This is a genomic window from Amycolatopsis sp. NPDC051102 (genome assembly GCF_040682815.1).
Lineage (GTDB): Bacteria > Actinomycetota > Actinomycetes > Mycobacteriales > Pseudonocardiaceae > Amycolatopsis.
Map to the genome: position 1 here is coordinate 237,811 of NZ_JBFBBT010000006.1, position 24,554 is coordinate 262,364.

A 24,554-nucleotide genomic window follows, 5' to 3' on the forward strand; every position below is an offset into this window, starting at 1 on the left:
TCAGCGGGGCACGGCCTCGTTGAGCTGCCGCAGCTCGGGCGCGGTCTTCGTCGGCGAGAACTCGATGACCTCGTACTTCGCGAGGTGCTTCACGCAGAACGGGTCGGACGCGAGGATCGCGTCCAGCTTCCCGCGGGCCATCGGCCGCGTGATGATCACGCCGCCGGTGCGCGGGTTCCGCGCCCCGGACGCCAGGAAGTGGCCGTGCTCGTACTGCTTGTTCAGCCACTCGGCGTGGTCCGGGAGCGCGTAGTCGATTTCCTCGATCGGGGCTGTGTAGTTCAGCAGGACGACATACATGCCCAAGACCGTAACTCCGCGCGGGCTCTCGCGCGTCCGGGCGATGCGAAGTGGTGACGGACCCGGTTATGATCGGGGCATGCACGCGCAGACCGCCAGCTGGTGGCCGCCCTCGGCGGCCGTCTAGTCCTGCGCTGATCACCAGCGGCCGCCCCGGACGGGCGGCCTTTTTCGTGCCTTCTCCGGGGTGGCCCCACCCGGAAAGGCCAACCCATGAGCAAGCTGTCCGGCATCACCCCCTCGGGCCACGTCCACCTCGGCAACTACCTCGGTGCCGTGCGCCGCTGGGCGCGTGAGGGCGGTGCGGACGACCTGTACTTCGTCGCCGACCTGCACGGCATGACGACGCCGCACAACCCGGCGAAACTCCGATCCCTGGCGAGGGAGCAGCTCGCCGTGCTGATCGCCGCCGGCATCGATCCCGAGCGGGTGTTCGTCCAGTCCGACCTGGCCCGCGAGCTCGGCGCGCTGACCTGGGTCCTGGAGTGCACCTGCAACTACGGCGAGGCCGCGCGGATGATCCAGTTCAAGGAGAAGTCGAAGGGCCAGGCGGGGGTGCGGCTGTCGCTGCTGACCTACCCGGCGCTGATGGCCGCGGACATCCTGCTGCAGGGCGCGGACGAGGTGCCGGTCGGCGAGGACCAGCGCCAGCACGTCGAGCTGACGCGCACGCTGGCCAAGCGCTTCAACGGCACGTACGGCGACGTGTTCACCATCCCGCGCGCGGTGCTGCCGCCCGCGGGCGCGCGGGTCAAGGACCTCGCCGACCCGACGCGCAAGATGTCGAAGTCGGCGCGGGACGCGGTGGGCGTGGTGTTCGCGCTCGACGAGCCCGACCAGATCCGCCGCAAGATCCGCCGCGCGGTCACCGACGGCGGTTCGGTGCCGGTGCACGCCCCGGAAACCCGGCCGGGGATGGCGAACCTGCTGGAGATCCTGGCCGCGTGCCGCGGTGGGTCCCCGGCGGAGCTGGCCGACGAGTTCACGTCGTACGGGGCGGTGAAGGACGCCGTCGCCGACGCCGTGGTCGAGGAGCTGGCGCCGGTGCGCTCACGCGCGTTGGCGCTGCTCGACGACGTCGCCGAGCTGGACCGGGTCCGCAAGGCGGGTGCCGAACGCGCCCGCGAGCGCGGCTCGCACCGGCTGGACGCCGCGCTGCGGATGATCGGCGCTAACTGAGCAGCGCGCGGAAGGCCGGGAGCAGGATCCGGTCCGCGGGCAGCCAGTCGACGTCGTCGAGGTCGTCGGGCCCGAGCCACTGGACGGCTCGGTGCTCGACGGCCCGCGGCTCCTCCCCGGGCGAAACGAGCGTCGCGGCGTAGATGCGCAGGACGCGCCCGCCGGGCAGCGGGACGTCCTGCCCGACGCGGCCGCCGACCTCGATGACGACGTCGAGTTCCTCGCTGCACTCGCGGGCCAGCGCGAACGCCTCGGACTCGCCCTCTTCGACCCGGCCGCCGGGCAGCTCCCACTGCCCCGCGTGCTTCGGCGGCCAGGCCCGCTGCTGGGCCAGCAGCTTGCCGTCGCGCACCAGGGCAGCTCCCACGATCACAGCGTTCACAGTCCCGGAACTTACCCGGAAGCCCCGCCGCCGGCCGCGCGCCAGACGACCACGAACCGCGCGCCGCCGTCCGGGGACTCGCCCACCTGGACGCGGCCGCCGCGGCGGCGGACCGTCTCCGCCACCATCGCCAGGCCCAGTCCCGTGCCGCCCGAGGAGCGGGCCCGGTCGTCGGCGATCCGGTAGAAGCGGTCGAACACCTTCTCCCGGTGCTCCGGGGCGATCCCCGGGCCGTCGTCGTCGACCACCACCCGGACCGAAGACCGCGAGGCCAGCACCGACACCACGATCTGCCCGCGCGCGTAGCGGCACGCGTTGCGCAGCAGGTTGTCCAGCACCAGCTCCACCTCCGCGTGCGCCGAGGACGCCCACGCCTGCGCGACCGCCGTGCTCACCCGGGTCTCCGGCGCCCCCGCCGGCAGCCGCGCGACCGCCGAGCGGACTTCGCTCACCAGCTCGACCGGTTCCGCCGCCGGCACCTCCCCCGCGTCCGAGCGGGCCAGCGACAACAGCCCGTCCAGCAGCGACGACAGCCGCTCGGCTTCGGTGAGGATGTCCGACAGCGTCTCCTGCGCCAGCTCCGGATCCGGGTTGGTCACGGCCACTTCGGCCTGCACCCGGATCGACGCGACCGGCGACCGCAGCTCGTGCGCCGCGTCGCCGGTGAAGCGCCGGAGCCGTTCGCTCGCCTGCTCCTGCCGTTCCAGGAGCGCGTTGAACTCCTCGGCCAGCGCCCGCAGCTCGTCGTGGGAGTCCGGCAGCGCCAGCCGCGCCCCCGGCGGCAGCGACCGGACCGAGCCCCGCATGCGCGCGACCGGCCGCAGCGACAGGCGCACCACCAGCCACGTCGCGAAGCCCGCCACCAGCGCGCCGACCGAGGCGACGACCACCAGCCAGACGCCGCCGTAGTGCACCGCGGCCGAGAACCCGACCAGGCCGGCGCCCGCCACGATCAGGCGCTGCGACCCGTCCGGGGCACTCACGACCGTGCCCAGGTACCGCGCGCCGTCGCGCTGCACCGGCTGTCCCGCCTTGAGCGTCGAGACGTCCGGCGGGGACAGCCCGGCCGGGGTGCCGCCGTCCACCGGCGTGCCCGCGATGTCCAGCACCCGCAGCGTCACCGGGGCCGCGCCGGACAGCGGCCGCCCGGCGCTCACCTCGGCACCGGCCGGGCCGAGTGCGCCGGACAGCTCGCGGTCGACCGAGCCGATGAGCAGCGGTGAGAGGTTCGCCGCCGCCAGCGCCGCCAGCCCGAGCAGGCAGACCAGGGTGATCGTCGCGGCCAGCAGGGTGATCCGGACCTGCAGGGACCGGCCCCGCCACCAGGAATTCACGGGGTGATGACCTCGTCGAGCTGCGCGTCGGACGCGAGGTAGCCGTGCCCGCGCACGGTCCGCAGCAACGCGCCCGCGCCGACCGCGTCGAGCTTGCGCCGCACGTACCCCACGTAGACCTCGACGAGGTTGCGCGTCACGGCCTGCTCCTCGCCCCAGACCGCGCGCAGCAGCTCGTCCTTCGTGACGACCGTGCCCGCCCGCCCGACGAGCACCTCGAGCAGCGCGAACTCCCGCGGGCTCAGCCCGACTTCCGCGCCGTTCCAGTGCACCTGACGCAAGCCGCGGTCGACCTCCAGCGCGCCGAGCCGCAGCGTGCCGCGGCCCGCTTCCGGCCCGGCCCGGCGCAGCACCGCGCGGACCTGCGCGACCAGCACCACGAAGGAGAACGGCTTGACGAGGTAGCCGTCGGCGCCGAGGTCGAGGCCGTCGGCCTGGTCGACCTCGCCGTCCTTGGCCGAGACGAGCAGCACCGGCGTGGTGACGCCGTCCTTGCGCAGCCGCTCCAGCACGCGGTAGCCGGACAGGCCCGGCAGCATGATGTCGAGCAGCACGACGTCGAACGAGCCGGTGCTCGCCAGCTGCAGCCCGGTGGGCCCGTCCGCGGCGGTGACCACGTCCATCCCCTCCGCGCGCAGCCCGCGTTGCAGGGCCTTCCGCACGCCCGGTTCGTCGTCGACCACCAGCACCCGAGGTTTCACGAGACTCATCATGGCCGGTTTTCGCAGGTCGTGCGTCGGTTCTCAGCGCGATCTCAGCGTCGGGGGGCGAACCTTCAGGGGTATCTCAGCCTCGAGAGGGAAGCGTCGTGGCCAGGGAGCCGGGCACACTCGAGTCCGGGAACACCACAGGGAGAGACGCATGAAACCGAAGACGAAGGGCATCACCGCCGCGGTCCTCGGCACCGCGCTCGGTGCCGGTGGCCTCGCGTTCGTCGCGATGCCGGCCAGTGCCGACGACAAGCCGGCGCTGCCGCAGGTGAGTGCCGAGGACCTGGTGCAGTCGGTCGCCAAGGCGAAGCCCGGCGCGTTCGACGGCACGGTGAAGGTGAGCAACGACCTGGGCCTGCCCGCGCTGGGGAACGCGGTGCCGGGCGCGTCGGCGCTGACCATGGACTCGGCGCACATCTTCAGCGACGGCGCGGGCAAGAGCCGGCTCGCCGTCACGCAGGGGGCCAGCCAGGAGACCGTGGTCCACGACGGCACCACCGTCTGGGACTACAGCTCCCGGACGAACACCGCGACCAAGGTGACCATCCCGGCCGACGTGGCCAGGCAGAAGGGCGCGGGCAGCGAGAAGACCGCCGACCCGCTGGCCGCTTCGGCCGAGTTGCTCGCCAAGGTCCGCGAGAGCAGCACGGTGTCGGTCGACGGCACCGCGAGCGTCGCGGGACGCCCGGCCTACGAGCTGGTGCTGACGCCGAAGCCGACCGAGCGGACGCTGCTGCGCGAGATCCGCGTCGCGGTCGACTCGCAGACGCGGATGCCGCTGCGGGTGTCGGTGCTGAGCAACGGCACGGCGACGCCGGCGCTGGAGGTCGCGTTCACGCAGATCGAGTTCACCCAGCAGCCCGCCGGCCTCTTCACCTTCACCCCGCCGAAGGGCGCCAAGGTGCAGGAGAAGACGCCGACCGTCGACCAGCAGCACAAGGACCTCGCCGAGCAGGCCAAGCAGGACACCAAGATCGTCGGCGACGGCTGGGACACCGTCGTCACGGGCAAGGTCCCGGCCGACGCGCTCAACGCGGCGCCGAAGCAGCAGTCCGGCCGGGAAGGCCGAGGGGCCAACGCCGACCCGAAGGCGCTGCTCGAGCGGTTCGCCAAGAAGGTCAGCGGCACGTGGGGCAGCGGCTACCTCGTCACCACGAAGGTGGGCAGCGCGGTGCTGACCGACGACGGCCGCTTCGCCGCCGGTGCGGTGCCGGAGCAGGTCCTGTACGAAGCGCTGGGCCAGAAGTGACCAGCACTGCTGTCCAGTCCGGGGCGGATGTCTCTGCGGAGGCGTCCGCCCCGGCGGTCCCGCTCGCCGCGCGGACCCGGGGACTGCGCAAGGTGTACGGCAGCACCGTCGCGGTGGACCACGTCGACCTCGACATCCCGCAGGGGGCGGTCGTCGGGATGCTCGGGCCGAACGGCTCGGGCAAGACGACGACCATCCGGATGCTGCTCGGCCTGGTCCGGCCGACCGAGGGCGAGGTCGAGCTGCTCGGCCGTCCGATGCCGGACGCCGCCGCGCACGCGCTGCCGGACGTCGGCGCGCTGGTCGAGGGGCCGGGCTTCCACCCGTTCCTCTCCGGGCGCGACAACCTGCTGCGCTTCGCCGCGGCGGAACCGCGGCTGACGTCGGCCGGGATTCCGTCCGCTGTGGACTCCGCGCTGGAGCGCGTCGGGCTGACCGGCGCCGCGCGCCGGCGGTACAAGGGGTATTCGCTCGGCATGAAGCAGCGGCTCGGGCTCGCTTCGGCGTTGCTGGTGCCGCGGAAGATGGTCGTGCTCGACGAGCCGACCAACGGCCTCGATCCTGCTGGTACCAGGGAGATCCGCAGGATCGTCGCCGAGCTGCACGCCGAGGGCGTCACCGTGCTGGTGTCGTCACACCTGCTGGCCGAGGTCGAAGCGACCTGCACGCACGTGGCCGTGCTGCAGAGCGGGAACGTCGTCGCGCAGGGCGAGCTGGCGGAGCTGCTGGAGTCCGGGAACGCGGCCCTGCTGGTCCGCACGCCGGATGCGGAACAGGCGGTGGAAGTGCTGCGGGAGCACCGGATCGGCGCCCGGCTCACGCCGGAGGGCATCCGGGCCGATCTCACCGCGGCGGAGGCGCCGCGGGTGCTGCAGGTCCTGGTGGGCGCGGGGGTCGCGGTCCACGAGGCGACGCGGGCCCGCACCGGCCTGGAAGACCTGTTCGCGCGGCTGACGGAGGGGGCGGAATGACGACGGCGGTTCTCGACGCACCGGCGGCCCGCACGGGCCACGACACGGTGCCGCTGCCCAGGCTGCTGGCCGCGGAGCTGCGCTGGATCTTCCGGCGGCCGCGGACGCTCGCCGTCCTGGGCCTGCTGGCGCTGATCCCGATCGTGATCGGCATCGGCCTGACGCTGGTGAGCGGGCCGCCCGACGCCGGCGGCCCGAACCCCGACGGCGCGCTGCTGGCGTCCGCGGTCAACAACGCGTTCGTGCTGCCCATCGCGGCGATCGTGATGTCGCTGGCGCTGCTGCTCCCGCTGGCCTCGGCCATGGCGGGCGCGGACGCGATCGCGGGCGAAACCGCGCACGGCACGCTGCGCGGCTGGCTGATCGCCCCGGTCGGCCGGGGCCGGCTGCTGGCGGTGAAGGCGTTCGGCGTCGCGACCGTGTCGGTCGCCGCGGTGCTGGCGATGTGCGTGACGGGCGTGGTGACCGGGCTGATCATCAACGGCACGGATTCGCTGTTCACGCTGTCGGGCACGACGCTGTCGCTCGGCGGCGCGCTGGCGCGGATCCTGCTGGTGGCGGGCTGGGTGGTGCTGCAGCTGTGGGCGGTCGGCGCGGTCGCGCTGGCCCTGTCCAGCTGGACCGAGCACCCGATGCTGGTGGTGGCGTCCGTGCTGGCGGGCGACATCGTGTTCACCATCCTCGGGTTCCTGAACTCGCTGGACTGGCTGCACCCGTTCCTGCTCACGCAGAACTGGTCGCTGGCGCCGGCGGAGGTGCTGCAGGATCCGATGGGCACGCAGATGCTCGGCGAAGGAGCCCTGCGGGCCGTCTGCTACATCGTGATCGGGCTGTCGTTGGCCTACGCGAGGCTTTCGACGCGCGACGGCTGAGGTTCCGTCACGCCGGCCACGACGGGTCTTCCTCGTGGCCGGCGGACGACGAAACGTCGCGCAGGGCGCGCACCCGGCGTTCGGCGACAGCCTGCTGGAACAGCGACAACGCCTGCCGCGCCGCGACGTTGAACAACCCCATGGTGGTGTCCCGTTCGCCGAGCACGACCAGCAGGATGCCGGACTGCACCGGGAAAACGCCGACGTGGCCGGACTCGCCTTCGAACATCGCCGCCCGCGGCGCGCCGACGCCGGCTTGCTTGGTGAACTGGATGGCCAGCCCCACCGCCGTCGCGGCCATCGCGGCGACGCTGTCGTCCTCGACGTCGCGGGTGTCGCTGCACACCACGAGCCCGTCCCGGCTGGCCGCCAGGAGTCCCTTGACGTTGGTCCAGTCGATCCGGCCGCGGATGTCACGCAGCGCCTCGTCCGCCGCGGCCGCGTCGGCGGGGGAAACCGCCGGCGCCACCCGGCGCGTGTCCGGCAGCACCGGCGTGGTCCCGCGTTTGGGCAGCGGCACGGGCCGTCCCGCGTGCGCTTCGCTCATACGACCAAGTCGGCTTCGATGCGCTTGAGCTGGAGCCGCGCCATGGCCAGGTTCGCCCGTTCCCGGTCCAGCACCAGGTACAGGAAGAGCGTGGCACTGTCCCGCTTGGACGGATCCATCAGCCGGATCAGGTGGTACTGGCGGCGCAGGGTGATCAGGATGTCCTCGATGTCGTCGTTGAGCTGCAGCGCGGACATCACGCGCAGCTTCGAGCGCACGACCTCGGTGTTGCCCGCCGCGGCGACGTCGAGGTCCAGCCAGTCACCACCGCCCAGCGAACCCAGCGACATCCCGCTGTCGTAGTCGACCACCGCGGCGCCCACCGCACCGGTGATGGCCATCGCTTCTTTCAACGCCGTGTCGATGTTCATGCAGAGGTGCTCCCCAGGCCGGCTCGGGCCGCTTTGATCAGCGTTCGGTCACTGTAGGCCGTGATCAGGAGGAGAGCATGGCCCGTTCGGAGTAATACCGACCAGGGCGACGCCGTCCGCGTCGAGCTGCAGCCGCACCGCGTCCCCGGCTCGCAGGTCCGAAGTGGCCGGCGCGACGGCGTCCACAGTGGAGTTTTCGAGCTTGACCACCAGCCGCACGTGCTCACGCCGGTGCACCGCCGCGACGACCTCGCCGGGCACGCCCTCGGCGGCCACCCGCAGCGCGTGCGGCCGGAGCCCGAGCCGCACCGGGCCGTCGCCCGCGTCCGGCAGGACGACGTCTCCCAGCGGCGTGCGCACGTGCCCGGCGGCCGCGACGCCGTCGGCGAACGTCGTCACGCCGAGGAAGCGCGCCACGTCGTCGTCCGCCGGGTTGCGCCACACCCGCCGGACCGCGCCCTCCTGCCGGACCTCGCCGGTGTCGAGCACCGCGACCCGGTCCGCGAGGGTGAACGCCTCCTCCTGGTCGTGCGTGACGAGCAGGGCGGTGATCTTGCTGCGGCGCAACAGGTCGGCCAGGTCGATGGCCAGCTGCTCCCGCAATCCGGCGTCCAACCCGGACAGTGGCTCGTCGAGCAGCAGCAGCCGCGGCTTCGGCGCCAGCGCCCTGGCCAGCGCCACCCGCTGCGCCTGGCCGCCGGACAGCTCCGTCACCCGCCGCTTCTCGAACCCGGACAGGCCCACCAGCGCCAGCAGCTCGGCCACCCGCGGTGTCCATTCGGCCCGCGGGACGCCGTGCATCCGCAGGCCGAACGCGATGTTCGCGGCGACGTCGCGGTGGCCGAACAGCTGGCCGTCCTGGAACACCAGGCCGAAGCCTCGCCGGTGCACCGGCACCGCGCCGAGGTCCTCGCCGTCCCAGCTCACCGAACCGCGCGCCGAGGGCTCCAGCCCGGTGATCGCGCGCAGCAGCGTCGACTTGCCCGAGCCCGACGGGCCGAGCAGCGCCAGCACCTCGCCGTCGGCGATGTCCAGCCGGACGTCGCGCACCGCCGCGAACGATCCGTAGCGGACCGTCAGGTCCCGCACCGACAGCGCCATCAGAACTCTCCCACCCGGCCGCGCGCGGCCCCGAGCCGGTCGATCAGCGCGACCGCCAGCACCGTCACGAGCATCAGCAGCGCGCACGCCGCGTACGCCATCTGGTTGTTCAGCTCCCCCGGGCGCGCCATCAGCGTCGCGACCGCGACCGGCAGCGTCGGCGCCGTCGGCCGGGCGAGGAAGCTCGTCGCGCCGAACTCCCCGAGCGCGACGACGAAGCCGAACCCCGCCGCCGCGACCAGCGGCCGCAGGGTGAGCGGCAGGTCGATCTCCCGCCAGACGCGCAGCGGGCTCGCGCCGAGCGTCGAGGCGGCCTGCCGCAGCCGGACGTCGACCGAGCGCAGCACCGGCAGCACCATCCGGACGATCAGCGGGATGATCACCAGCGCCTGCGCCAGCGGTACCAGGTACGGCGACGTCCGGAGGTCGCCGGGGAGCGCGTCGAGCGTGACGAGGTAGCCGAACCCGACGGTGACCGCGGAGACCCCGAGCGGCAGCATCAGCACCGCGTCCATCGTCTCGCCGAGCCCGCGCGCGGCCTTGGCCGGCGAGCGCCGCAGGGCCACGAGCACGACGGACGCGAGCACGCCGACGACCAGCGCGAGCAGCGTCGCGTCGATCGCCACCTTCAGCGAGTTCAGCGCGGCGTCCCAGCCGGACACCTGCAGCGCGCCCTTCTCGCCGGTGCTCGTGAGCGCGCGGTACCCGGCCAGGCTCCATCCGTCCTCCGTGGACAGTGATTCGGCGAGCAGCGCGACGATCGGCGTCACCAGCGAAACCAGCACGACACCCGCCGCGCCGACGACCCACCACTCGCCGCCTTCCGGCCGGCGGGCCCGGAGCGAGCCGATGCGGGCCGCGCTTTCCTTGCGCCGCCGGGCCAGCCCGCCGAGCACCAGCGCGGCGACCACGGCCGCGAACTGGATCAGCGACAGGGCCGCCGCTCCCGAAAGGTCGAGCAGATCCACCGTCCGCAGGTAGATCTCGGTTTCCAGGGTCCGGTACCGGGCGCCGCCAAGTATCAGCACGACGCCGAAACTGGTGGCGCAGAACAGGAACACCACGGCCGCGGCGGACGCGATCGCGGGCGCCAGCGCGGGCAGCGTCACCGACCGGAAGGCCCGCCAGGGCGAGGCGCCGAGCGCGCGGGCGGCGTCGGTCGTCCGCGCGTCCAGCCGCGCCCACAGCCCGGCGACGGTCCGCGCGACGACGGCGACGTTGAAGAAGGCGTTGGCCAGCACGATCGGCAGCACGCCGCCGTCCGGCCACAGGGCGCGGAACGCCAGGCCGACCACCACCGTCGGCAGCACGAACGGCACGAGCACCAGCGTCCGCACCAGGCCGACGCCGGGCAGCCGCACCTGCGCCAGCAGGAAGGCGACCGGCAGCCCGGCCACGACCGCGACGGCCGTCGACGCGGCCGCGCTGCCGACGGTGAACCCGGCCAGCTGCCAGGTCCGCGGGTCGCCGAGGACGACGCCGAGGCCGCCCGCGGCGAACCCGCGGCCGACGATCGCCAGCACCGGCCAGGCGAAGAAGACCACCAGGAACCCGATCGGCGCGAGTCCGAGCAGGGCCAGGCCGAGGCCACGGGCGGTCCGCGGCGGGGCGGTGGCTTTTCCGGGGCTCCGGCCGGCGGAGTCCCCGGCCTCGGCGGTCACTGCAGGAGCGTGCGCCATTCGCCGATCCACTTCTCGCGGCCCGCCTGCACCTGGTCCGCGGGCAGCGTCTGCGGCTTCTGCGGCAGCGGCGCGACCTGCGCCCAGCCCGCGGGCAGGTCGACGCCCTGGCGCGCCGGGTAGACGTACATGTTGGCGGCGACCGTCGCCTGGAACTGCTGGGAGAGCAGGAAGTCGACGACCTTGTGCGCGTTGTCGGCCTGCTTGCCGTTCGCCAGCACACCGGCGTACTCGACCTGCCGGTAGCAGGTGTCGAGCAGCGCCTTGGTGCGCGGCTTCCCGTCGTCGCCGACCTCCGCGGCGGGTGAGGACGCGTACGACACGACGATCGGCCGCGGGCCCTTGCCGGACGAGCCGGAGAACTGCTTGGTGTAGGCCTCTTCCCAGCCGCTGACCACCTTGACGCCGTTGGCCTTCAGCTTCGTCCAGTAGTCCTTCCAGCCGGCTTCGCCGTACTTGGCGATGGTGCCGAGGAGGAAGGCCAGGCCGGGCGACGCCGTCGCCGGGTCCTCGGCGACCAGCAGGTCCTTGTACTTCGGGTCGGCCAGGTCGTCGTAGCTCGACGGCGCCGGAATGCCCTTGGCGGTGAAGTAGTTCGTGTCGACGTTGACGCAGACGTCGCCGACGTCGACCGCGGACAGCCGGTGCTCCGGGTCGACGGCGTAGCGCTGCGGCCCGCGGTCGGCCTCCGGGCTGGTGTACGGCTCGAAGACGCCCTCGCTGAGCGCGCGCGAGGCGAAGGTGGAGTCGACGCCGTACGCGACGTCGCCGATCGGGTTGGCCTTAGTCAGCACGAGCTTGTTGGTCAGCGATCCGGCGTCGCCCTGCTTGAGCACGGAGATCTTGATGCCCGCCTGCTTCTGGAAGGCGTCGAGCACCTCCTGCGGCGCCAGGAAGGAGTCGTGCGTCACGAGGGTGACGGTGGGCGTCTGCTGCGTGCCACCGGATCCGTCCGACAGCGAGCACGCCGCGGCGACGGCACTGACGGCGGCGATGGCCGTCGCGGCGCGCACAGCCCTGCGTTTCATCTACCCTCCTGCACTTCGCCGGACGAGGAGAGGAAGCCCTCCCTTCGCCGGCATGATCCGGTCAGGTGCGAACGGTCGCGGGTGACCCCGCCTCTCAGCCCGGCTCACCGGACTCCCGTGGCAACCGTGCAGCGTAGTCCAGGACGGACGACCATGGAGACATGACGGAAATCTTGAGCGACGACGAGGCCGACCGGCGGCTGGGCCCGGGCTGGACGCGGTCAGGTGCGGTGATCTCCCGCGAGGTGGAGCTGGGCAGCTTCCCCGAGGCGATCGCGGCGGTGAACCGGGTGGCGGAGCTCGCCGAGGCGGCCGACCACCACCCGGACATCGACATCCGCTGGCGCACGCTGACGTTCCGGCTCTCCACGCACTCGGCGGGCGGCCTGACGGCGAAGGACTTCGACCTGGCCGGGCAGATCGACTCGGTGCTGTGATCCTGGCTACGCTGAGTGCACCATAGCGCCGGTTCGGCGTCTCTCGGTTACCGGAACCTTCGGGAAGGGAGACGAGATGACCCAGGCAATCGTGGTGGGCACGGCGGCGTTCGCGACCATGGTGGGGGCAGCCGGCGGTGTGCTCTGGTTCACCGCCCGCCACCGCCGTCACCTGGACGGCTGAGAGTTCGATCACAGCTGTTAACGCGGGGCATGATCGGCGCGCTGATCCTGCGGAAGCATCGGCTCGACTCCGGGAAACGCCATGAACAGCACCGCCGCTCTCACCCCCGCCCAGCGCGCCTGGATCAGCGCCCTCGCCCCCGCGGTGGTGCTGATCGCGATCGCGCTGCTGGGCCTGCTCGGCTAGTTCGCTACACGACGATCTGCCCGGCCGGCGGGAAACCGGCCGGGGATTCGTCGGCCGTCGTCCAATACTCGAGACATGACAGCCGGCCGTCTTCGACGAACACGATCAGACCGCCGTCGGGCGCGTCGGCTTCGACCGCCACCGGGTCGTCCGCGACCGCCGCGGCCGGCAGGGTCCGGTCGACCGCCAGGTTGATGCTCGGGCACCCGCAGCCGCAGCGGCCGGTCACCCGCGCCGTGGCGGCCTGCGCGCGCAGTTCGGCGGCGCCGGGGAAGTCCCCGGCGAGCAGCGTGTTCAGCGTCGTCCGCTCGTCCGGCGTCAGCGGGCGGGTGCGTTCCACGATCAGTACCGGGGCATGTTCGGGATGGCCTTCTCCGCCACTTCGATGAGGGCGAGCACCTTCGGCACGTCGGCCGCCACGTCCTCGGCGGTCATCGAGGGCACCTCCGAAGACCGGTAGGCGATTTCGTTGCGCCGCGCCCGCATCCGGTTGAACGGCCGCAGGAGCGACCCCAGCGGCGGATCCAGCTGGGCGAGGACCGCCTCGTAGACGGTCACGTGGCCGCCCCGGCTCGTCACCCGCAGGCCCTGGTTCTGCAGGACGGCCGCCAACGCCCGGCGCGCGCTGTCGTAGGCCAGCGTGTAGGCGCCTTCCGGGTCGGTGTCCTGCAGCTGCCGTGCCGAAGCGAGGTGGGTGCGGGCCCTGATCAGCTCGGCCTCGGCCGCCTCCCGCGACGCCGGGACGTGCTCGATGGCGCCGCGTGCGATGAAGGCGTCGATCCGTTCACGCCCTTGGTTCCACTGGGGGCATCAGGCCTCCTGGTCGAGGTGCAGCCGGGCCAGCGGACGTTCGCGCACGCTGGTGAGGAACGGATCCGCCGTGTCCGCCGCCCACGCCGCCGGCGAGATCCGGTGGACGTTGACCTCGCGGCCCAGCCGTTGCGACACACCCTCGGCCAGGTCGAACAGCGCGTCGGCATCGGGCGAGCCGACGACGAGCACGTCGACGTCACCGGGCGGCGGCCCCGGTTCGCCGCGGTAGCGCGCGGCCCAGGACCCGTAGATGTAGGCCTCGCGCACGCCCGCCAGCCCGGACAGGGCCTCGGCGAGCAGCGGCAGCGGCCCGAAGGTGACCGAGATGACCTCGCTCAACGGCCGGTACAGCGGGGTGTCGGTGCGCGCTTTGACGAGCCGGCTCCGGCCCACCCGCCGGTCTTCGAGGATGCCACCCCCGACGAGCCGTTCGACCTCGCGCAGCACGGCCGTCGGCGTGACGCCGCAAGCCTCGGCGAGCTCGGTGATGCTGTACTCGCGCTCCGGGTGCAGCAGGACCAGCGCGAGCAGCTCGCCCTGCATGCGCGAACGCAGCAGCGGCAGGAGACTCGGCGAAGCTTTCATTGGACGCAGCATATCCTGCGTCCAATGAAAACAACAGTCAGTAGCCGACTGCTACGAACGACGTCAGACGTTGAAGCGGAACTCGACCACGTCGCCGTCGGCCATGACGTAGTCCTTGCCCTCCATGCGGACCTTGCCCGCCGCCCTCGCGGCCGCCATCGAGCCCGCCTCCATCAGGTCGTCGTAGGAGACGATCTCCGCCTTGATGAAGCCGCGCTCGAAGTCCGTGTGGATCACGCCCGCCGCCTGGGGGGCCGTTGCGCCCTGGGGGATCGTCCACGCGCGGGACTCCTTCGGGCCCGCCGTCAGGTACGTCTGCAGGCCGAGCGTGTGGAAGCCCGCGCGGGCCAGGGAGTACAGGCCCGGCTCCGGCTGGCCGACCGACTCGAGCAGCTCGCGGACCGACTCCTCGTCGTCCAGCTCCAGCAGTTCCGCCTCGACCTTCGCGTCGAGGAACACCGCGTCCGCCGGCGCGACCAGCTTGGTCAGCTCCTCGCGGCGGGCGTCGTCGGTCAGCACCGACTCGTCGGCGTTGAAGACGTACAGGAACGGCTTCGTCGTCAGCAGGCTCAGCTCGCGCAGCGCCTCGAAGTCGACTTCCTTCTGCGCCTGGAACAACGTGCGCCCGGCGTCGAGGATCTCCTTCGCCTTCTGGGCGTTGTCGAGCGCGGGCTTGTTCTCCTTCTTCGTCCGCGCTTCCTTCTCCAGCCGCGGCAGCGCCTTGTCCAGGGTCTGCAGGTCGGCGAGGATCAGCTCGGTGTTGATCGTCTCGATGTCGCTCGACGGGTCGATCCGGCCGTCGACGTGCACCACGTCCGGGTCGTCGAACACGCGGATGACCTGGCAGATCGCGTTGGCCTCACGGATGTTCGCGAGGAACTTGTTGCCCAGCCCGGCACCCTCGGACGCGCCCTTGACGATGCCCGCGATGTCCACAAAGGACACCACGGCGGGGACCGTCTTCTCCGACTTGTACAGCTCGGCCAGCTTGTCCAGCCGGGGGTCCGGCAGCGGCACGACACCGACGTTCGGCTCGATCGTCGCGAACGGGTAGTTCGCGGCGAGCACGTCGTTGCGGGTCAGCGCGTTGAACAGGGTGGACTTGCCGACGTTGGGCAGGCCGACGATACCGAGGGTGAGGCTCACGACCCCGCAGTCTACGTGTCCGCCCGGCCACGGCCCCACGCACCCAACGCCGTGGCGGATTTCCGCCAGCGACCGCGCTGACCTGCTGGCATGCTCGGTGCAATGGTCACCGAAACGCTCTCACTCTGGCGCGACGCCGAGCGCTGCTACCGCGTGGTCACCGCCCGCGACCCGCGCTTCGACGGCCAGTTCATCATGGCGGTCCGCACCACCGGGATCTACTGCCGCCCGTCCTGCCCGGCGTCGACGCCGAAGGTGCAGAACGTCCGCTTCTTCCCGACGTCGGCGGCCGCGCAGGCCAACGGCTTCCGCGCCTGCCGCCGCTGCCTGCCGGACGCCGTGCCCGGCTCGCCGGACTGGAACGTGCGCGCCGACCTGGCCGCGCGGGCGATGCGCCTGATCTCCGACGGGACCGTCGAGCGCGAAGGCGTCCCGGGCCTCGCCCGGCGGCTCGGCTACTCGGAACGCCAGCTCGGCCGGGTGCTCACCGCCGAGCTCGGCGCCGGCCCGCTCGCGCTGGCCCGGGCGCACCGCGCGCACTCGGCGCGGCTGCTCATCGAGATGTCCGAGCTGCCGCTGACGGACGTCGCCTTCGCGGCAGGCTTTTCCAGCGTGCGGCAGTTCAACGAGACGATCCGCGAAGTGTTCGCGACGACGCCTTCGCAGCTTCGCGCCTTCGCTGCTTCACGGCGTGGGCGTCAGGGAGACGTGAGCGGAACCCGGCTCAGCCTGCGGTTGCCGTTCAGGCCACCGTTCGACGCTTCAGGGCTGCTTCGCTTCTTCGCGGACAACGCGATGCCGGGCGTCGAGAACGTCACTTCGGAGTCCTACGCGCGCACGCTGCGGCTCGCCCACGGCACCGGTGTCGTGCGGCTGACGCCTTCGCCGGACCACGTGCGCTGCGAGCTGCTGCTCACCGACCTGCGCGACCTCGGCAGCGCGGTCAGCCGGGTGCGGCGGCTGCTGGACCTCGACGCCGACCCCGCGGCGGTCACCCGCGTCCTCGGCGGCGACCCGGCGCTGGCGCCGGTGGTCGCGGCCGCGCCGGGGATGCGGGTGCCGGGCGCCGTCGACGGCGAGGAGCTGCTGCTTCGCGCCCTGCTGCGGGAGGTGCCGCCGGGCGAGGAGGTGCCCGGCGAGTGGGGCGTGAACCGGTTGTTCCCGACGGCGGCGCAGGTCGCGGCGGCCGGGCTGGGCGAGACCGTCACCGGCGTGGCCGCAGCCCTGGCCGAAGGGCGCCTGGACGTCCACGTCGGCCGAGAGGCGGCCGAGCTGCGCGCGGAGCTGCTGGCCTGCCCGGGGATCGACGCGTCGACGGCGGACTACGTGCTGATGCGCGTTCTCGGCGCCCCGGATGTCCTGCTCACCGGCGACGCCGACGTCCGCCGCGGTGCCGAGGCGCTGGGCCTCGCGCCGGACTCGCTGCCGGAGCGGGCGCGCGCGTGGACGCCGTGGTGTTCCTACGCCGGGATGTACCTGCGCCTAGCCCGGTTCGCCCGGCCACAGCACGGCCTGGGCGACGATGACCTGGTCACCGTCGAAGGTCGCCGCCGGTGAGCCGTGCAGGCGGTAGCCGAGTTCCAGCGCTTCGCTGACCCGGTGGCAGAACTTCGCGTCGTCCGGGCCGGTGAGCAGGCGGTAGCGGGGCAGGCCGTTCGGCGGCTGGTCGGTCATGCCCTCATCTTGGCCGGGCGATCAGCCGGCGCGCACCTCCAGCGTCGAGCCCGTGCGGGACTTGCGGACCCGCAGCCGGGTCGGGATGCGCTGCCGCAGTTCCTCGACGTGCGACACCAGCCCGACCACCCGGCCGCCGGCGCGGAGCTCGTCGAGGATGTTCATCACGACGTCGAGGGTTTCGGCGTCCAGCGTGCCGAAGCCCTCGTCGACGAACAGCGTGTCCAGCAGCGCGCCGCCGGTCTCGCCCGCCACGACGTCGGCCAGCCCCAGCGCGAGGGCCAGCGAGGCGAGGAACGACTCGCCGCCGGACAGCGTCTTCGCCGGGCGGATGGTGCCCGAGTAGTCGTCCAGGACGTCGATGCCGAGCCCGCCACGGGTGCCGCGCGCCCCGGCCGCGTCCGAGTGCACAAAGGAGTACCGGCCCTGGCTCATCGTGCGCAGCCGGTGCGTGGCGGCGACCGCCACCTCTTCGAGCCGCGCGGCCAGCACGTACGAGCGCAACGACATCTTGCGGCTGTTCTGCCCGCGCCCGTTGACGACGTCCGCGAGCGCCCGCAGCTCGGCGTACTCCGCTTCGGCCGGCGCGAGCCCGGCGAGCGTCTCGCGCAGCCGGGCGGCGAGCCGGGTCAGCTCTTCGTGCTGCGCGGTGGCCACCCGCAGCGCCGCGTACGCGGAATCGGCGCGCGCCCGGGCCAGCTGGGCCGCGTCGGCCGCGCGGCCGACATCGGCGACGTCGTCCGGCGAGATCCCGAACAGGTCCGGCTCGGCCAGCAGCGCCCGCGCCCCGGCGGCGGCCGCTTCGGCCTCGGCGATGCCCTGCTCGAGCTTCTCGATCTGCTCGTCCGGCAGCATCGCGGCTCGCGCCTTCTTCAGCGACGCGAACCCCTTCGCCGCGACCGCCGCTTCGACCAGCGTCTTCTGCTGGGCGACCCGTTCCCGGGCGCCCAGGACGGCCGTGCGCGCTTCCGCGACGGCTTCCAGCGCCTCGGCCAAGCCGAGGAGGTGGGTCCGCCGGGCGCCGACGTCCGCGAACTCGCCGCGCCCGGCGATCAGCCGGCGTTCGCGCTCGGCCAGCCTGTCTTCCAGGGCGCGGACGTCCGTCGTGGCTTCGGTCGCCGCCTGTTCGGCCCGGCGGAGGCGTTCGGTGCGCGCCTCGACGTCCCGCTCCAGGAGGACGACCTGCTGACCCAGCTTGGTCTTGGCGGCCGCCGTTTCGGTGAGCGCCGCGACCGTCGTGCGGGCTTCCGCGAGCTCGGCGGTGATCGACTCGGCCGTGCGGCCGGCCAGCCGCTCGATCAGCCCGGCCAGCCGGGCCTTCGCCTCTTCCAGCGCGACGACGACCCGCTGGCGCACGGCGTCCGCCGCCTGTTCGGCTTCTTCGGCCCGGCGTTCCTCGGCCGGGTCGACCAGCTCGACGTCCCGGTTCGCCGGCGACGGGTGCTCGGCCGACCCGCACACCGGGCACGGCGCGCCGTCGGGCAACGCGGCGGCCAGTTCGGCCGCCATCCCGTCGAGCCGCCGCTCCCGCAGGTCGAGCCGGTGCTGCCGGGCCGCCTGGTGCGCGTCGACCACTTCGCGCAGCTTCGCCTCGCCGCGCTGGACCTTCGCCTGGGCCTCGGGCAGCTCGGCCGCGTCACGGGCGAAGGCCCGCAGCTCGTCCACCTTCGCCTTGGCGCCGTCGAGTTTCGCCTCGGCTTCGGCCGCTGCGAGGGCGTCCGCCCGCAGCTTGGCCAGCTGGCCGGGGATCGCGGCGAGCTCGGCGGTCAGGGCCTCGACCTGCTGCTGCGCCGTGACGGCGGCGAGCTTGCGGTCGTCCCGCCGCATGACGTCGAGCTCCTGCTGCTCGGCATCGGCGACCAGCTCCGCGACGGCGCCCGCTTCTTCGCGCGCGGTGGCCGCCCGGGCCTTGAGGTCGCCGGTCGCCCGGGTGCCGAACTCCCGCAGCCGGGCACCGCGGGCCTTCTCCGCCTGTTCGGCCTCGGCCAGTTCGGCGGCCCGCCGGTCCAGCAGGTCGGCCTCGACGGCGACACCGGCCGCCCGCCGCGCGGCCGCGACCTCCTGGGCCCATTCGGCGCGCTGCGGCGCCTGTTCGGTGATTTCGAGCAGGCGCAGGTGCGCGGTGCGGACGCGGCGGATCTTCTCCGCGCTCGCGCGTTCTTCCTGCAGGTACGCGTCCGCCCGCTGGGCGGCCGATCGCGCCCGCTCCTCCTCGGCCGTCACCCGCGTGACTCGTTCCTGGGCCTCGGCGAGCACGGCGTCGACCCACTCGGCCACGTCCTGGTCGGGGACCTCCTGCTGCGCCTCCTGCGCGTACCGGGCCAGCAGCTCGCGCACGTCCCGCTGCCGCGCTTCCAGCTGACGGCCGCGCTCGGCGCGCAGCTCGGCGAACCAGCGTTCGACGTCGGCGAAGCGCTCGGTGCCGAACAGCCGTTCCAGGAGCTTCTCGCGCTCCGCGGTGTCCGACCGCAGGAAGCGGGCGAACTCGCCCTGCGGCAGCAGCACCACCTGGAAGAACTGGGCCGCGGTCATCCCGAGCAGCCGCTCGACCGTGCGCGCGACCTCCTCGATCCGGATCAGCCCTTCCGGCGCCAGCCCGGCGGGCGCGGTGCCGATCCAGCTCAGCGACACCCGGGCCTGCTGGGTGGTCGTGCCTTCGCCGCGCCGTTTCGGCCGCTGGTACTCCGGGTTGCGCACGATCTTCAGCCGATGGCCCTGCACGGTCAGCTCCAGCGCGACCTCGGTGACCTGGTCGGGCTCGGCGAGGTCGCAGCGCAGCCGCTTGGCTTCGTTGCGGGCGCCCGGAACCACGCCGAACAGCGCGAACGCGATCGCGTCGAGCAGCGTCGTCTTGCCCGCGCCGGTTTCGCCGTGCAGGAGGAAGAGGCCGTCGGCGCCGAGCACGTCGAAGTCGACCACTTCGCGTGCGCAGTACGGCCCGAAGGCTTCGACCTCCAGCCTGTGCAGCCTCATTTCGCGAGGGCCCCCCGGTCGGCCGCTTCCAGTGCCTCGAACAGGAGCCGCTCTTCGCGCTCGGTCGGCGGGGCGCCGCGGCAGTCGTCGAGGAAGCTGCGCGAGACCTCGATGTCGGACCGGCCGCGGACGGCGTCGGAGTAGCGCAGCGGGGCGCCGGCGTGCCCGCCCACGGGCTCCCACTCCAGGTGCACCGCGTACGGGAACCGCTCGCGCAGCCGCCGCATCGCGTCGACCGGGCGCACCCGGTCGGTGACCGTGACCGACAGGAAGTGGCCGAGGTACCGGTCGTGGTCCGGGTTCGCGAGGAGGTCGTCGATGGCGCCTTCGAGGGTGGCGAGCGGCCGGGGCACGGGCAGTTCGTGCCGCCGGACTTCGGCGAGGCCGTGTTCGCCGACGTCGACGAGCCAGACCGATTTGCGTTGGCGCGCTTCGGAAAACGAGTACGCCAGCGGGCTGCCGGAATAGCGCAGGTGCCCGGCGAGCGTCTGCGGGCCGTGGAGGTGGCCCAGTGCCACGTAGTCGACGCCGTCGAAGACCGAACCCGGCACCTGCTCGACGCCGCCGACCGCGATGGTCCGTTCGCTGTCGGTGGGTTCGCCGCCGGTGACGAACGCGTGCGCGAGCACGACCGACCGGGCACCCGGCCGGGTTTCGAGGTCCGCGCGGATCCGGCGCATGGCCTCGGTGAGCACGCCGGTGTGGCCGCGCGCCGCCGGCACGCCGAGGGCGTGGCGCGCCGGTTCCGGTTCCAGGTAAGGGATTCCGTAGACGGCGACCGGGCCGTGGGCGTCTTCGAACAGCACCGGTTCGGCCAGCCCGGCGACGGTGGTGCGCAGGTGCAGGCCGCCCGCCGCGGCGAACTCCGCGAAGGCGCCGAGGCGGGGCGCCGAGTCGTGGTTTCCCGGCGTCACGACCAGTTGCGCGCCGGCCGCGCGGATCCGGGCGACGGCCTGGGTGGCCACCCGCACGGCCTCGGCGGAGGGGACCGCGCGGTCGTAGATGTCGCCTGCCACCAGGACGACGTCGATCGCCTCGCCGGCCACGAGGGCGGCGAGGTGCCCGAGCACCGCTTCCTGTTCCGCGAGCAGGTCGGCGCCGTGGAACGTGCGCCCGACGTGCCAGTCGGAGGTGTGCAGGAATCTCACGGTGGCCAAGGTACGACCCGGCTCCGACGAAATCGCGCAGGCACGCCGCCGGCTCACTCGAACGTGTGTACTAACACGAGCGTGCCGGATCGGACACGCCCTGCCGCGAATCGATGTGTTCGCAGGTCAGCTACCCAGAGCGACGGTACGGGTGCGGTTTTTGTCGGTGCGGTCCGCCATGATGTCTGCGAGCCCGGAGAGTTCGGACGGAGGAGACGAAGTGGCGACAGTGCTGACCACGGCGGCGATCGTGCTCGCGGTCCTGCTGCTGTTCGCCGTCGCGCTGCTGTGGCGGCTGTACCAGGACGGGATGCGCCGGGCGGACGCGGCGGCCCGGCTGGTGGCGGCCGAGCGGGCCAAGGCGGACCAGCAGCAGCTGGCCCTGCGGCGCTACGAGGTCGCGTTCGCCTCGATCAGCGGCCGCGGCGAGCTGGGCGAGCAGGTGCTGGTCGAAACGGCGCGCGCCCTCGGGCTCCGCGAGGACCTGCACTTCACGCTGCAGACGGACCTGGGCGGCGGCGGCTCGGCGAAGCCGGACATGGTGCTGCGCGTGGGCGGCGACCGCACGGTCCCGGTGGACGCGAAGGCGAGCATGGCGACGTGGTCCGAGGCGGTGGAGACGGACGACCCGGACGAGCGGCTGGACGCGTTGCGCGCGCACGTCCGCCAGATCCGCTCCCGGGCGGCGGAGCTGGCGGGCAAGGGCTACCAGCGCTGGGCGGACGCGATCTACGGCACGATCATGTTCGTCCCCTCGGACGCGGCGGTGGTCGCGGCCCTCGACACCGACCCGGAGCTGCTGCGCTGGCTGCTCGACCGCCGGGTGTTCCTGTGCGGTCCGACGGGCTTCGGGGTGCTGGCCTCGGCCGCCCTGTTCGCGGCGAGCGACCGGACCCTGGAGGCGGACGTGGAGCAGGTGCGCGCGGGAGCGGCGGCGGCCCACCGGGCGGCGGGCGGCGCGGTGGAGGCGTTGAACCTGTCGAGCACGCACCTGCAGCGGTTCTTGTCGGCACGGCGGCGGGAGCTGGAGGCGCTGGAGACGTTCCGGGCGACGGCGGCGCCGTTGAGCGAGGCGTCGGGGAGCCCGGCCGCCCTGCCGACGGTCCGGAAGGGGGACGAACTGGCGGCGAGTTGAGGATCGGCGACACTGCCGTGCCGGGGTGCGCGGCCGGGTGCCGCGAGAATTTCGCGGCTCTGGGAGTGATCGCCCGGCACGGCCCGGAGCCGACGGCTGTCGAAGCTCGCGAATCGAGCCGGTTGAGACCTCGGGTGGCGGGAACCGGCCGCGCCGGCTCGCACGAGAGCCTGCCGGCTGCGCACGCCACGCCGTGACCAGCGGCTTTCGTCCGACAGCTGGATTCCGCCCGGCCGCCGAGCACCCTCACCGGTAGGCGGCTGAACGCCCCCGGCCGGCCGAAAACGGGCGTGCTCACCAGCCGTTGCCCCGCGCCACCGGATCATGCCGGCGGGTGGCTGTCGGCCCACGTCGGCGGCGGTGCTGGCAAGATCTTCACAACCACGAGATACGGTGTTCGCTTGTGACCGCGATTCGCGATCGCCAGAGCGATCCAGATGCCGACGACGTCCCCGTGCCGTGGGATGAGCGTCCTGTCGTCGGTTCGAGGCGGGGACTGCCCTGGTGGGCCGCGGTCCTGGTCGGCCTCGGCCTGGCGGTCGTGGGCGCCGTCCTCGGCAAACCCAGCCAGGCGAACATCCCGGTGATCTTCGTCGTCTGCTTCATCGCCGGGGCCGTGATCGCGGTCTGCGCGGTGCGGCGGCGCGGCCTGTTCGGGCCCATGGTGATGCCGCCGCTGGTGCTGGCCGTGACCGTGCCCGGCGTGATCCTGCTGACAGGGTCGGCCTCGGGTGCGCAGGGCGACGACATGCTGTCGAAGGCGCTGAACATCGGCACCCCGCTGATCAACAGCTTCCCCATGATGGCCATCACCACCGGCGTCACCCTGCTGATCGGCATCGTCCGCATGGTCCGCGAGCGCGATCCGGACGCCCCGAAGAAGGTCAAGAAGACCGACGAGGACGACGAAAAGCCGCGCGCTGCGGCCGGCCGTCCGCGGCCGGCCGGCTCGAACCGCACCGGGCAGACCCCCCTGCCGTCCGGCGCCCGCCGTGGCCGGGACGGCGAACCGCCGCGACGCCCGCGGCCGCCCGCCGACGGCGAACGCCGCGCACCCCGGGCCGGTGCGCCCGCCGAACGCGACCCCGGGACCCGCGGCACGCGCAAGCCGCCGCCGGCCACCCGGCGCACGCCCCGCCCCGAAGACGGCGACCCGCGCCGGCGCGAGCCCCGCGGTGACGCTCCGCGGCGACGTCCGCGCCCGCCCGCCGAGGACGGCCGGGACACCCCGCCGCCCCGCCGCCCGTCCGGCGGCCGGAGTGCCCCGCCGCGGCGGAACCGTCCCTGGGACGACGAAGAACGCTGACGAAACGGCGGTCACCTCCAAGCCCGGAGGTGACCGCCGTTTTCACGTGCGCCGAGAGGCATCACGCGTGATCAGAGGGTCATCACGCGTGATTGGCAGGTCAACACGCGTGATTGGCGGGGCATCAGACCTTGCGGAGTTCCTTGGGCGGGGCGAAGGAGATCTTCTCGTTGGCCGTCGTGACCTCGTCGACGTCTCCGTAGCCGCGCTCGGCCAGCCAGTCCAGCAGCTCCATGACCAGGACGTCCGGGACCGAGGCGCCTGAAGTGACCCCGACGGTCGTCACGCCGGAAAGCCACGCTTCGTCGACTTCGTGCGCGAAGTCGACCAGGTACGACGCTCGCGCGCCGGCCTTCAGGGCCACCTCGACCAGGCGCTTCGAGTTGGACGAGTTCGTCGACCCGACCACCAGCACCAGGTCGCACTCCGCGGCCATCGCCTTGACCGCGACCTGGCGGTTCGTCGTCGCGTAACAGATGTCGTCGCTCGGCGGGTCCGCCAGGTTCGGGAAGCGCTCGCGGAGCTGGTCGACGCGCTCCATCGTCTCGTCGACCGACAGCGTCGTCTGGGACAGCCAGATCACCTTCGACGGGTCGCGCACCTCGACCTTGCCGACGTCCTCGGCCTTGTCGACCAGCTGGACCTTGTCCGGCGCCTCGCCGGCCGTGCCCTCGACCTCTTCGTGGCCTTCGTGGCCGATCAGCAGGATGTCGTAGTCGTCGTTCGCGAACCGGTTGACCTCCTTGTGCACCTTCGTCACCAGGGGGCAGGTCGCGTCGATCGTGCGCAGGTTCCGCTCGGCCGCCTCCGCGTGCACCATCGGCGAGACGCCGTGGGCGGAGAACACCACGAGCGCGCCCTCGGGCACCTCGGACGTCTCGTCGACGAAGATCGCGCCGCGCTCGCGCAGCGTCTCGACGACGTGCTTGTTGTGGACGATCTCCTTGCGGACGTAGACCGGGGCGCCGTAGACCTCGAGGGCCTTCTCGACGGCGATCACCGCGCGGTCGACACCCGCGCAGTAACCACGGGGTTTGGCGAGCAGCACCCGCTTGCCGGAAGCGGTTCCGGTGATCGTGGGGGTACCCGCGGGCTCGATTCCGGGACTCGCTGCACTCATGCCACCCAGGGTACGGGCAGCCCCGAACCGAACTCGAAGTCCCTTTCGGGTGAGCTTCGTCCCCCTTCCGCGCTGTGCCGCAGGTCACGCACCGCGGCCGGTCCCACCCGTTCGGTTGGGCAGG

Annotated in this window: 25 protein-coding genes and 1 riboswitch; of the genes, 8 read left to right on the forward strand and 17 right to left on the reverse strand. The window is 72.9% G+C overall.

All coding sequences use genetic code 11. The features are described 5' to 3' along the window. Positions 1 to 300 (reverse strand): YciI family protein, encoded by a 300-nt coding sequence (locus tag AB0M93_RS20135; protein ID WP_364275513.1) that lies wholly within the window; start codon positions 298 to 300, stop codon positions 1 to 3. Positions 301 to 513: 213 nt separating this feature from the next. Between AB0M93_RS20135 and trpS the strand changes: the two genes are divergently transcribed. Further along, on the forward strand, positions 514 to 1,479 hold the full coding sequence (gene trpS, locus AB0M93_RS20140; RefSeq protein WP_364275515.1) for a tryptophan--tRNA ligase: 966 nt from the start codon (positions 514 to 516) through the stop codon (positions 1,477 to 1,479). On the opposite strand, the gene AB0M93_RS20145 is transcribed toward trpS, so the two are convergent. From AB0M93_RS20145 to AB0M93_RS20155, 3 genes are read right to left on the reverse strand one after another with little or no spacing between them, the layout of a single operon-like run. After that, positions 1,472 to 1,861 carry an NUDIX domain-containing protein gene (locus tag AB0M93_RS20145; RefSeq protein WP_364275517.1) on the reverse strand — a complete coding sequence of 130 codons (390 nt, stop codon included), beginning with the start codon at positions 1,859 to 1,861 and terminating at the stop codon, positions 1,472 to 1,474. The two genes, trpS and AB0M93_RS20145, sit on opposite strands and share 8 nt — an antisense overlap. Positions 1,862 to 1,872: 11 nt before the next feature. Continuing rightward, complete coding sequence (locus tag AB0M93_RS20150; RefSeq protein ID WP_364275519.1) at positions 1,873 to 3,195, reverse strand: ATP-binding protein; 1,323 nt, start codon at positions 3,193 to 3,195, stop codon at positions 1,873 to 1,875. Next, on the reverse strand, positions 3,192 to 3,908 hold the full coding sequence (locus tag AB0M93_RS20155; protein WP_364275521.1) for a response regulator transcription factor: 717 nt from the start codon (positions 3,906 to 3,908) through the stop codon (positions 3,192 to 3,194). Before AB0M93_RS20155 ends, AB0M93_RS20150 begins: the two co-directional genes overlap by 4 nt. Before the next feature lie 148 nt (positions 3,909 to 4,056). On the opposite strand from AB0M93_RS20155, the gene AB0M93_RS20160 reads away from it, so the two are divergent. From AB0M93_RS20160 to AB0M93_RS20170, 3 genes are read left to right on the forward strand one after another with little or no spacing between them, the layout of a single operon-like run. Next, positions 4,057 to 5,154 carry a sigma-E factor regulatory protein RseB domain-containing protein gene (locus tag AB0M93_RS20160; protein ID WP_364275523.1) on the forward strand — a complete coding sequence of 366 codons (1,098 nt, stop codon included), beginning with the start codon at positions 4,057 to 4,059 and terminating at the stop codon, positions 5,152 to 5,154. Next, entirely contained in the window at positions 5,151 to 6,125 is a 975-nt protein-coding gene (locus AB0M93_RS20165) for an ABC transporter ATP-binding protein (RefSeq protein ID WP_364275525.1), read from the forward strand. The genes AB0M93_RS20160 and AB0M93_RS20165 overlap by 4 nt, the downstream gene beginning before the upstream one ends. After that, positions 6,122 to 6,997 (forward strand): ABC transporter permease subunit, encoded by an 876-nt coding sequence (locus tag AB0M93_RS20170; protein WP_364275527.1) that lies wholly within the window; start codon positions 6,122 to 6,124, stop codon positions 6,995 to 6,997. The genes AB0M93_RS20165 and AB0M93_RS20170 overlap by 4 nt, the downstream gene beginning before the upstream one ends. A gap of 7 nt (positions 6,998 to 7,004) precedes the next feature. Here AB0M93_RS20170 and AB0M93_RS20175 read toward each other — a convergent pair whose 3' ends face one another. From AB0M93_RS20175 to AB0M93_RS20195, 5 genes are read right to left on the reverse strand one after another with little or no spacing between them, the layout of a single operon-like run. Further along, positions 7,005 to 7,544, reverse strand: coding sequence for a roadblock/LC7 domain-containing protein (locus tag AB0M93_RS20175; protein ID WP_364275528.1), 540 nt, complete (start codon positions 7,542 to 7,544; stop codon positions 7,005 to 7,007). Continuing rightward, positions 7,541 to 7,915: a hypothetical protein gene (locus AB0M93_RS20180; RefSeq protein ID WP_364275530.1), complete on the reverse strand. Its 375-nt coding sequence runs from the start codon at positions 7,913 to 7,915 to the stop codon at positions 7,541 to 7,543. The genes AB0M93_RS20175 and AB0M93_RS20180 overlap by 4 nt, the downstream gene beginning before the upstream one ends. A 48-nt stretch (positions 7,916 to 7,963) precedes the next feature. After that, entirely contained in the window at positions 7,964 to 9,016 is a 1,053-nt protein-coding gene (locus AB0M93_RS20185; protein WP_364275532.1) for an ABC transporter ATP-binding protein, read from the reverse strand. Continuing rightward, a complete protein-coding gene (locus AB0M93_RS20190) occupies positions 9,016 to 10,695 on the reverse strand; it encodes an iron ABC transporter permease (protein WP_364275533.1) in 1,680 nt (559 codons plus the stop codon). The genes AB0M93_RS20185 and AB0M93_RS20190 overlap by 1 nt, the downstream gene beginning before the upstream one ends. Further along, positions 10,674 to 11,723, reverse strand: a complete 1,050-nt coding sequence (locus tag AB0M93_RS20195; protein ID WP_364275535.1) for a thiamine ABC transporter substrate-binding protein — start codon at positions 11,721 to 11,723, stop codon at positions 10,674 to 10,676. The genes AB0M93_RS20190 and AB0M93_RS20195 overlap by 22 nt, the downstream gene beginning before the upstream one ends. A 21-nt stretch (positions 11,724 to 11,744) precedes the next feature. Then, positions 11,745 to 11,852, reverse strand: a riboswitch (TPP riboswitch). 32 nt (positions 11,853 to 11,884) lie between these two features. Between AB0M93_RS20195 and AB0M93_RS20200 the strand changes: the two genes are divergently transcribed. After that, entirely contained in the window at positions 11,885 to 12,160 is a 276-nt protein-coding gene (locus AB0M93_RS20200) for a 4a-hydroxytetrahydrobiopterin dehydratase (RefSeq protein WP_364275537.1), read from the forward strand. 374 nt (positions 12,161 to 12,534) lie between these two features. On the opposite strand, the gene AB0M93_RS20205 is transcribed toward AB0M93_RS20200, so the two are convergent. From AB0M93_RS20205 to ychF, 4 genes are all read right to left on the reverse strand, one after another. After that, positions 12,535 to 12,870: a hypothetical protein gene (locus AB0M93_RS20205; protein WP_364275539.1), complete on the reverse strand. Its 336-nt coding sequence runs from the start codon at positions 12,868 to 12,870 to the stop codon at positions 12,535 to 12,537. A 2-nt stretch (positions 12,871 to 12,872) separates the two neighbouring features. After that, entirely contained in the window at positions 12,873 to 13,142 is a 270-nt protein-coding gene (locus tag AB0M93_RS20210) for a hypothetical protein (protein ID WP_364275541.1), read from the reverse strand. 198 nt (positions 13,143 to 13,340) lie between these two features. After that, positions 13,341 to 13,928 (reverse strand): ArsR family transcriptional regulator, encoded by a 588-nt coding sequence (locus tag AB0M93_RS20215; RefSeq protein ID WP_364275543.1) that lies wholly within the window; start codon positions 13,926 to 13,928, stop codon positions 13,341 to 13,343. A gap of 63 nt (positions 13,929 to 13,991) precedes the next feature. Beyond that, positions 13,992 to 15,074 (reverse strand): redox-regulated ATPase YchF, encoded by a 1,083-nt coding sequence (gene ychF / locus AB0M93_RS20220; RefSeq protein ID WP_364275545.1) that lies wholly within the window; start codon positions 15,072 to 15,074, stop codon positions 13,992 to 13,994. A 102-nt stretch (positions 15,075 to 15,176) separates the two neighbouring features. On the opposite strand from ychF, the gene AB0M93_RS20225 reads away from it, so the two are divergent. Beyond that, the gene (locus AB0M93_RS20225) at positions 15,177 to 16,631 is read left to right on the forward strand and encodes an AlkA N-terminal domain-containing protein (RefSeq protein ID WP_364275547.1); all 1,455 of its coding nucleotides are present in this window, start codon (positions 15,177 to 15,179) and stop codon (positions 16,629 to 16,631) included. Here AB0M93_RS20225 and AB0M93_RS20230 read toward each other — a convergent pair. The 3 genes from AB0M93_RS20230 to AB0M93_RS20240 are packed head-to-tail and all read right to left on the reverse strand — an operon-like array spanning position 16,557 to position 20,869. Further along, positions 16,557 to 16,748, reverse strand: coding sequence for a DUF1737 domain-containing protein (locus AB0M93_RS20230; RefSeq protein WP_364275548.1), 192 nt, complete (start codon positions 16,746 to 16,748; stop codon positions 16,557 to 16,559). The two genes, AB0M93_RS20225 and AB0M93_RS20230, sit on opposite strands and share 75 nt — an antisense overlap. 21 nt (positions 16,749 to 16,769) lie before the next feature. Continuing rightward, on the reverse strand, positions 16,770 to 19,721 hold the full coding sequence (locus AB0M93_RS20235) for an SMC family ATPase (protein WP_364275550.1): 2,952 nt from the start codon (positions 19,719 to 19,721) through the stop codon (positions 16,770 to 16,772). Beyond that, a complete protein-coding gene (locus tag AB0M93_RS20240; protein ID WP_364275552.1) occupies positions 19,718 to 20,869 on the reverse strand; it encodes an exonuclease SbcCD subunit D in 1,152 nt (383 codons plus the stop codon). The genes AB0M93_RS20235 and AB0M93_RS20240 overlap by 4 nt, the downstream gene beginning before the upstream one ends. Before the next feature lie 220 nt (positions 20,870 to 21,089). Here AB0M93_RS20240 and AB0M93_RS20245 point away from each other — a divergent pair, with 220 nt between their 5' ends. Next, the gene (locus AB0M93_RS20245) at positions 21,090 to 22,004 is read left to right on the forward strand and encodes a DNA recombination protein RmuC (protein ID WP_364275554.1); all 915 of its coding nucleotides are present in this window, start codon (positions 21,090 to 21,092) and stop codon (positions 22,002 to 22,004) included. Between the two features lie 403 nt (positions 22,005 to 22,407). Then, complete coding sequence (locus AB0M93_RS20250) at positions 22,408 to 23,310, forward strand: DUF6542 domain-containing protein (RefSeq protein WP_364275555.1); 903 nt, start codon at positions 22,408 to 22,410, stop codon at positions 23,308 to 23,310. A 124-nt stretch (positions 23,311 to 23,434) separates the two neighbouring features. On the opposite strand, the gene AB0M93_RS20255 is transcribed toward AB0M93_RS20250, so the two are convergent. Next, entirely contained in the window at positions 23,435 to 24,430 is a 996-nt protein-coding gene (locus tag AB0M93_RS20255) for a 4-hydroxy-3-methylbut-2-enyl diphosphate reductase (protein WP_364275557.1), read from the reverse strand. Positions 24,431 to 24,554: the final 124 nt, after the last annotated feature.

Bases quoted from the DNA above. Each gene is read 5' to 3' on its own strand.
- trpS (WP_364275515.1), top strand. From the start codon at position 514: ATGAGCAAGCTGTCCGGCATCACCCCCTCGGGCCACGTCCACCTCGGC.
- AB0M93_RS20155 (WP_364275521.1), bottom strand. From the start codon at position 3,908: ATGATGAGTCTCGTGAAACCTCGGGTGCTGGTGGTCGACGACGAACCG.
- AB0M93_RS20230 (WP_364275548.1), bottom strand. From the start codon at position 16,748: ATGACCGACCAGCCGCCGAACGGCCTGCCCCGCTACCGCCTGCTCACC.
- AB0M93_RS20135 (WP_364275513.1), bottom strand. From the start codon at position 300: ATGTATGTCGTCCTGCTGAACTACACAGCCCCGATCGAGGAAATCGAC.
- AB0M93_RS20190 (WP_364275533.1), bottom strand. From the start codon at position 10,695: ATGGCGCACGCTCCTGCAGTGACCGCCGAGGCCGGGGACTCCGCCGGC.
- AB0M93_RS20255 (WP_364275557.1), bottom strand. From the start codon at position 24,430: ATGAGTGCAGCGAGTCCCGGAATCGAGCCCGCGGGTACCCCCACGATC.
- AB0M93_RS20175 (WP_364275528.1), bottom strand. From the start codon at position 7,544: ATGAGCGAAGCGCACGCGGGACGGCCCGTGCCGCTGCCCAAACGCGGG.
- AB0M93_RS20180 (WP_364275530.1), bottom strand. From the start codon at position 7,915: ATGAACATCGACACGGCGTTGAAAGAAGCGATGGCCATCACCGGTGCG.
- AB0M93_RS20170 (WP_364275527.1), top strand. From the start codon at position 6,122: ATGACGACGGCGGTTCTCGACGCACCGGCGGCCCGCACGGGCCACGAC.
- AB0M93_RS20200 (WP_364275537.1), top strand. From the start codon at position 11,885: ATGACGGAAATCTTGAGCGACGACGAGGCCGACCGGCGGCTGGGCCCG.
- AB0M93_RS20195 (WP_364275535.1), bottom strand. From the start codon at position 11,723: ATGAAACGCAGGGCTGTGCGCGCCGCGACGGCCATCGCCGCCGTCAGT.
- AB0M93_RS20185 (WP_364275532.1), bottom strand. From the start codon at position 9,016: ATGGCGCTGTCGGTGCGGGACCTGACGGTCCGCTACGGATCGTTCGCG.
- AB0M93_RS20160 (WP_364275523.1), top strand. From the start codon at position 4,057: ATGAAACCGAAGACGAAGGGCATCACCGCCGCGGTCCTCGGCACCGCG.
- AB0M93_RS20225 (WP_364275547.1), top strand. From the start codon at position 15,177: ATGGTCACCGAAACGCTCTCACTCTGGCGCGACGCCGAGCGCTGCTAC.
- AB0M93_RS20235 (WP_364275550.1), bottom strand. From the start codon at position 19,721: ATGAGGCTGCACAGGCTGGAGGTCGAAGCCTTCGGGCCGTACTGCGCA.
- AB0M93_RS20215 (WP_364275543.1), bottom strand. From the start codon at position 13,928: ATGAAAGCTTCGCCGAGTCTCCTGCCGCTGCTGCGTTCGCGCATGCAG.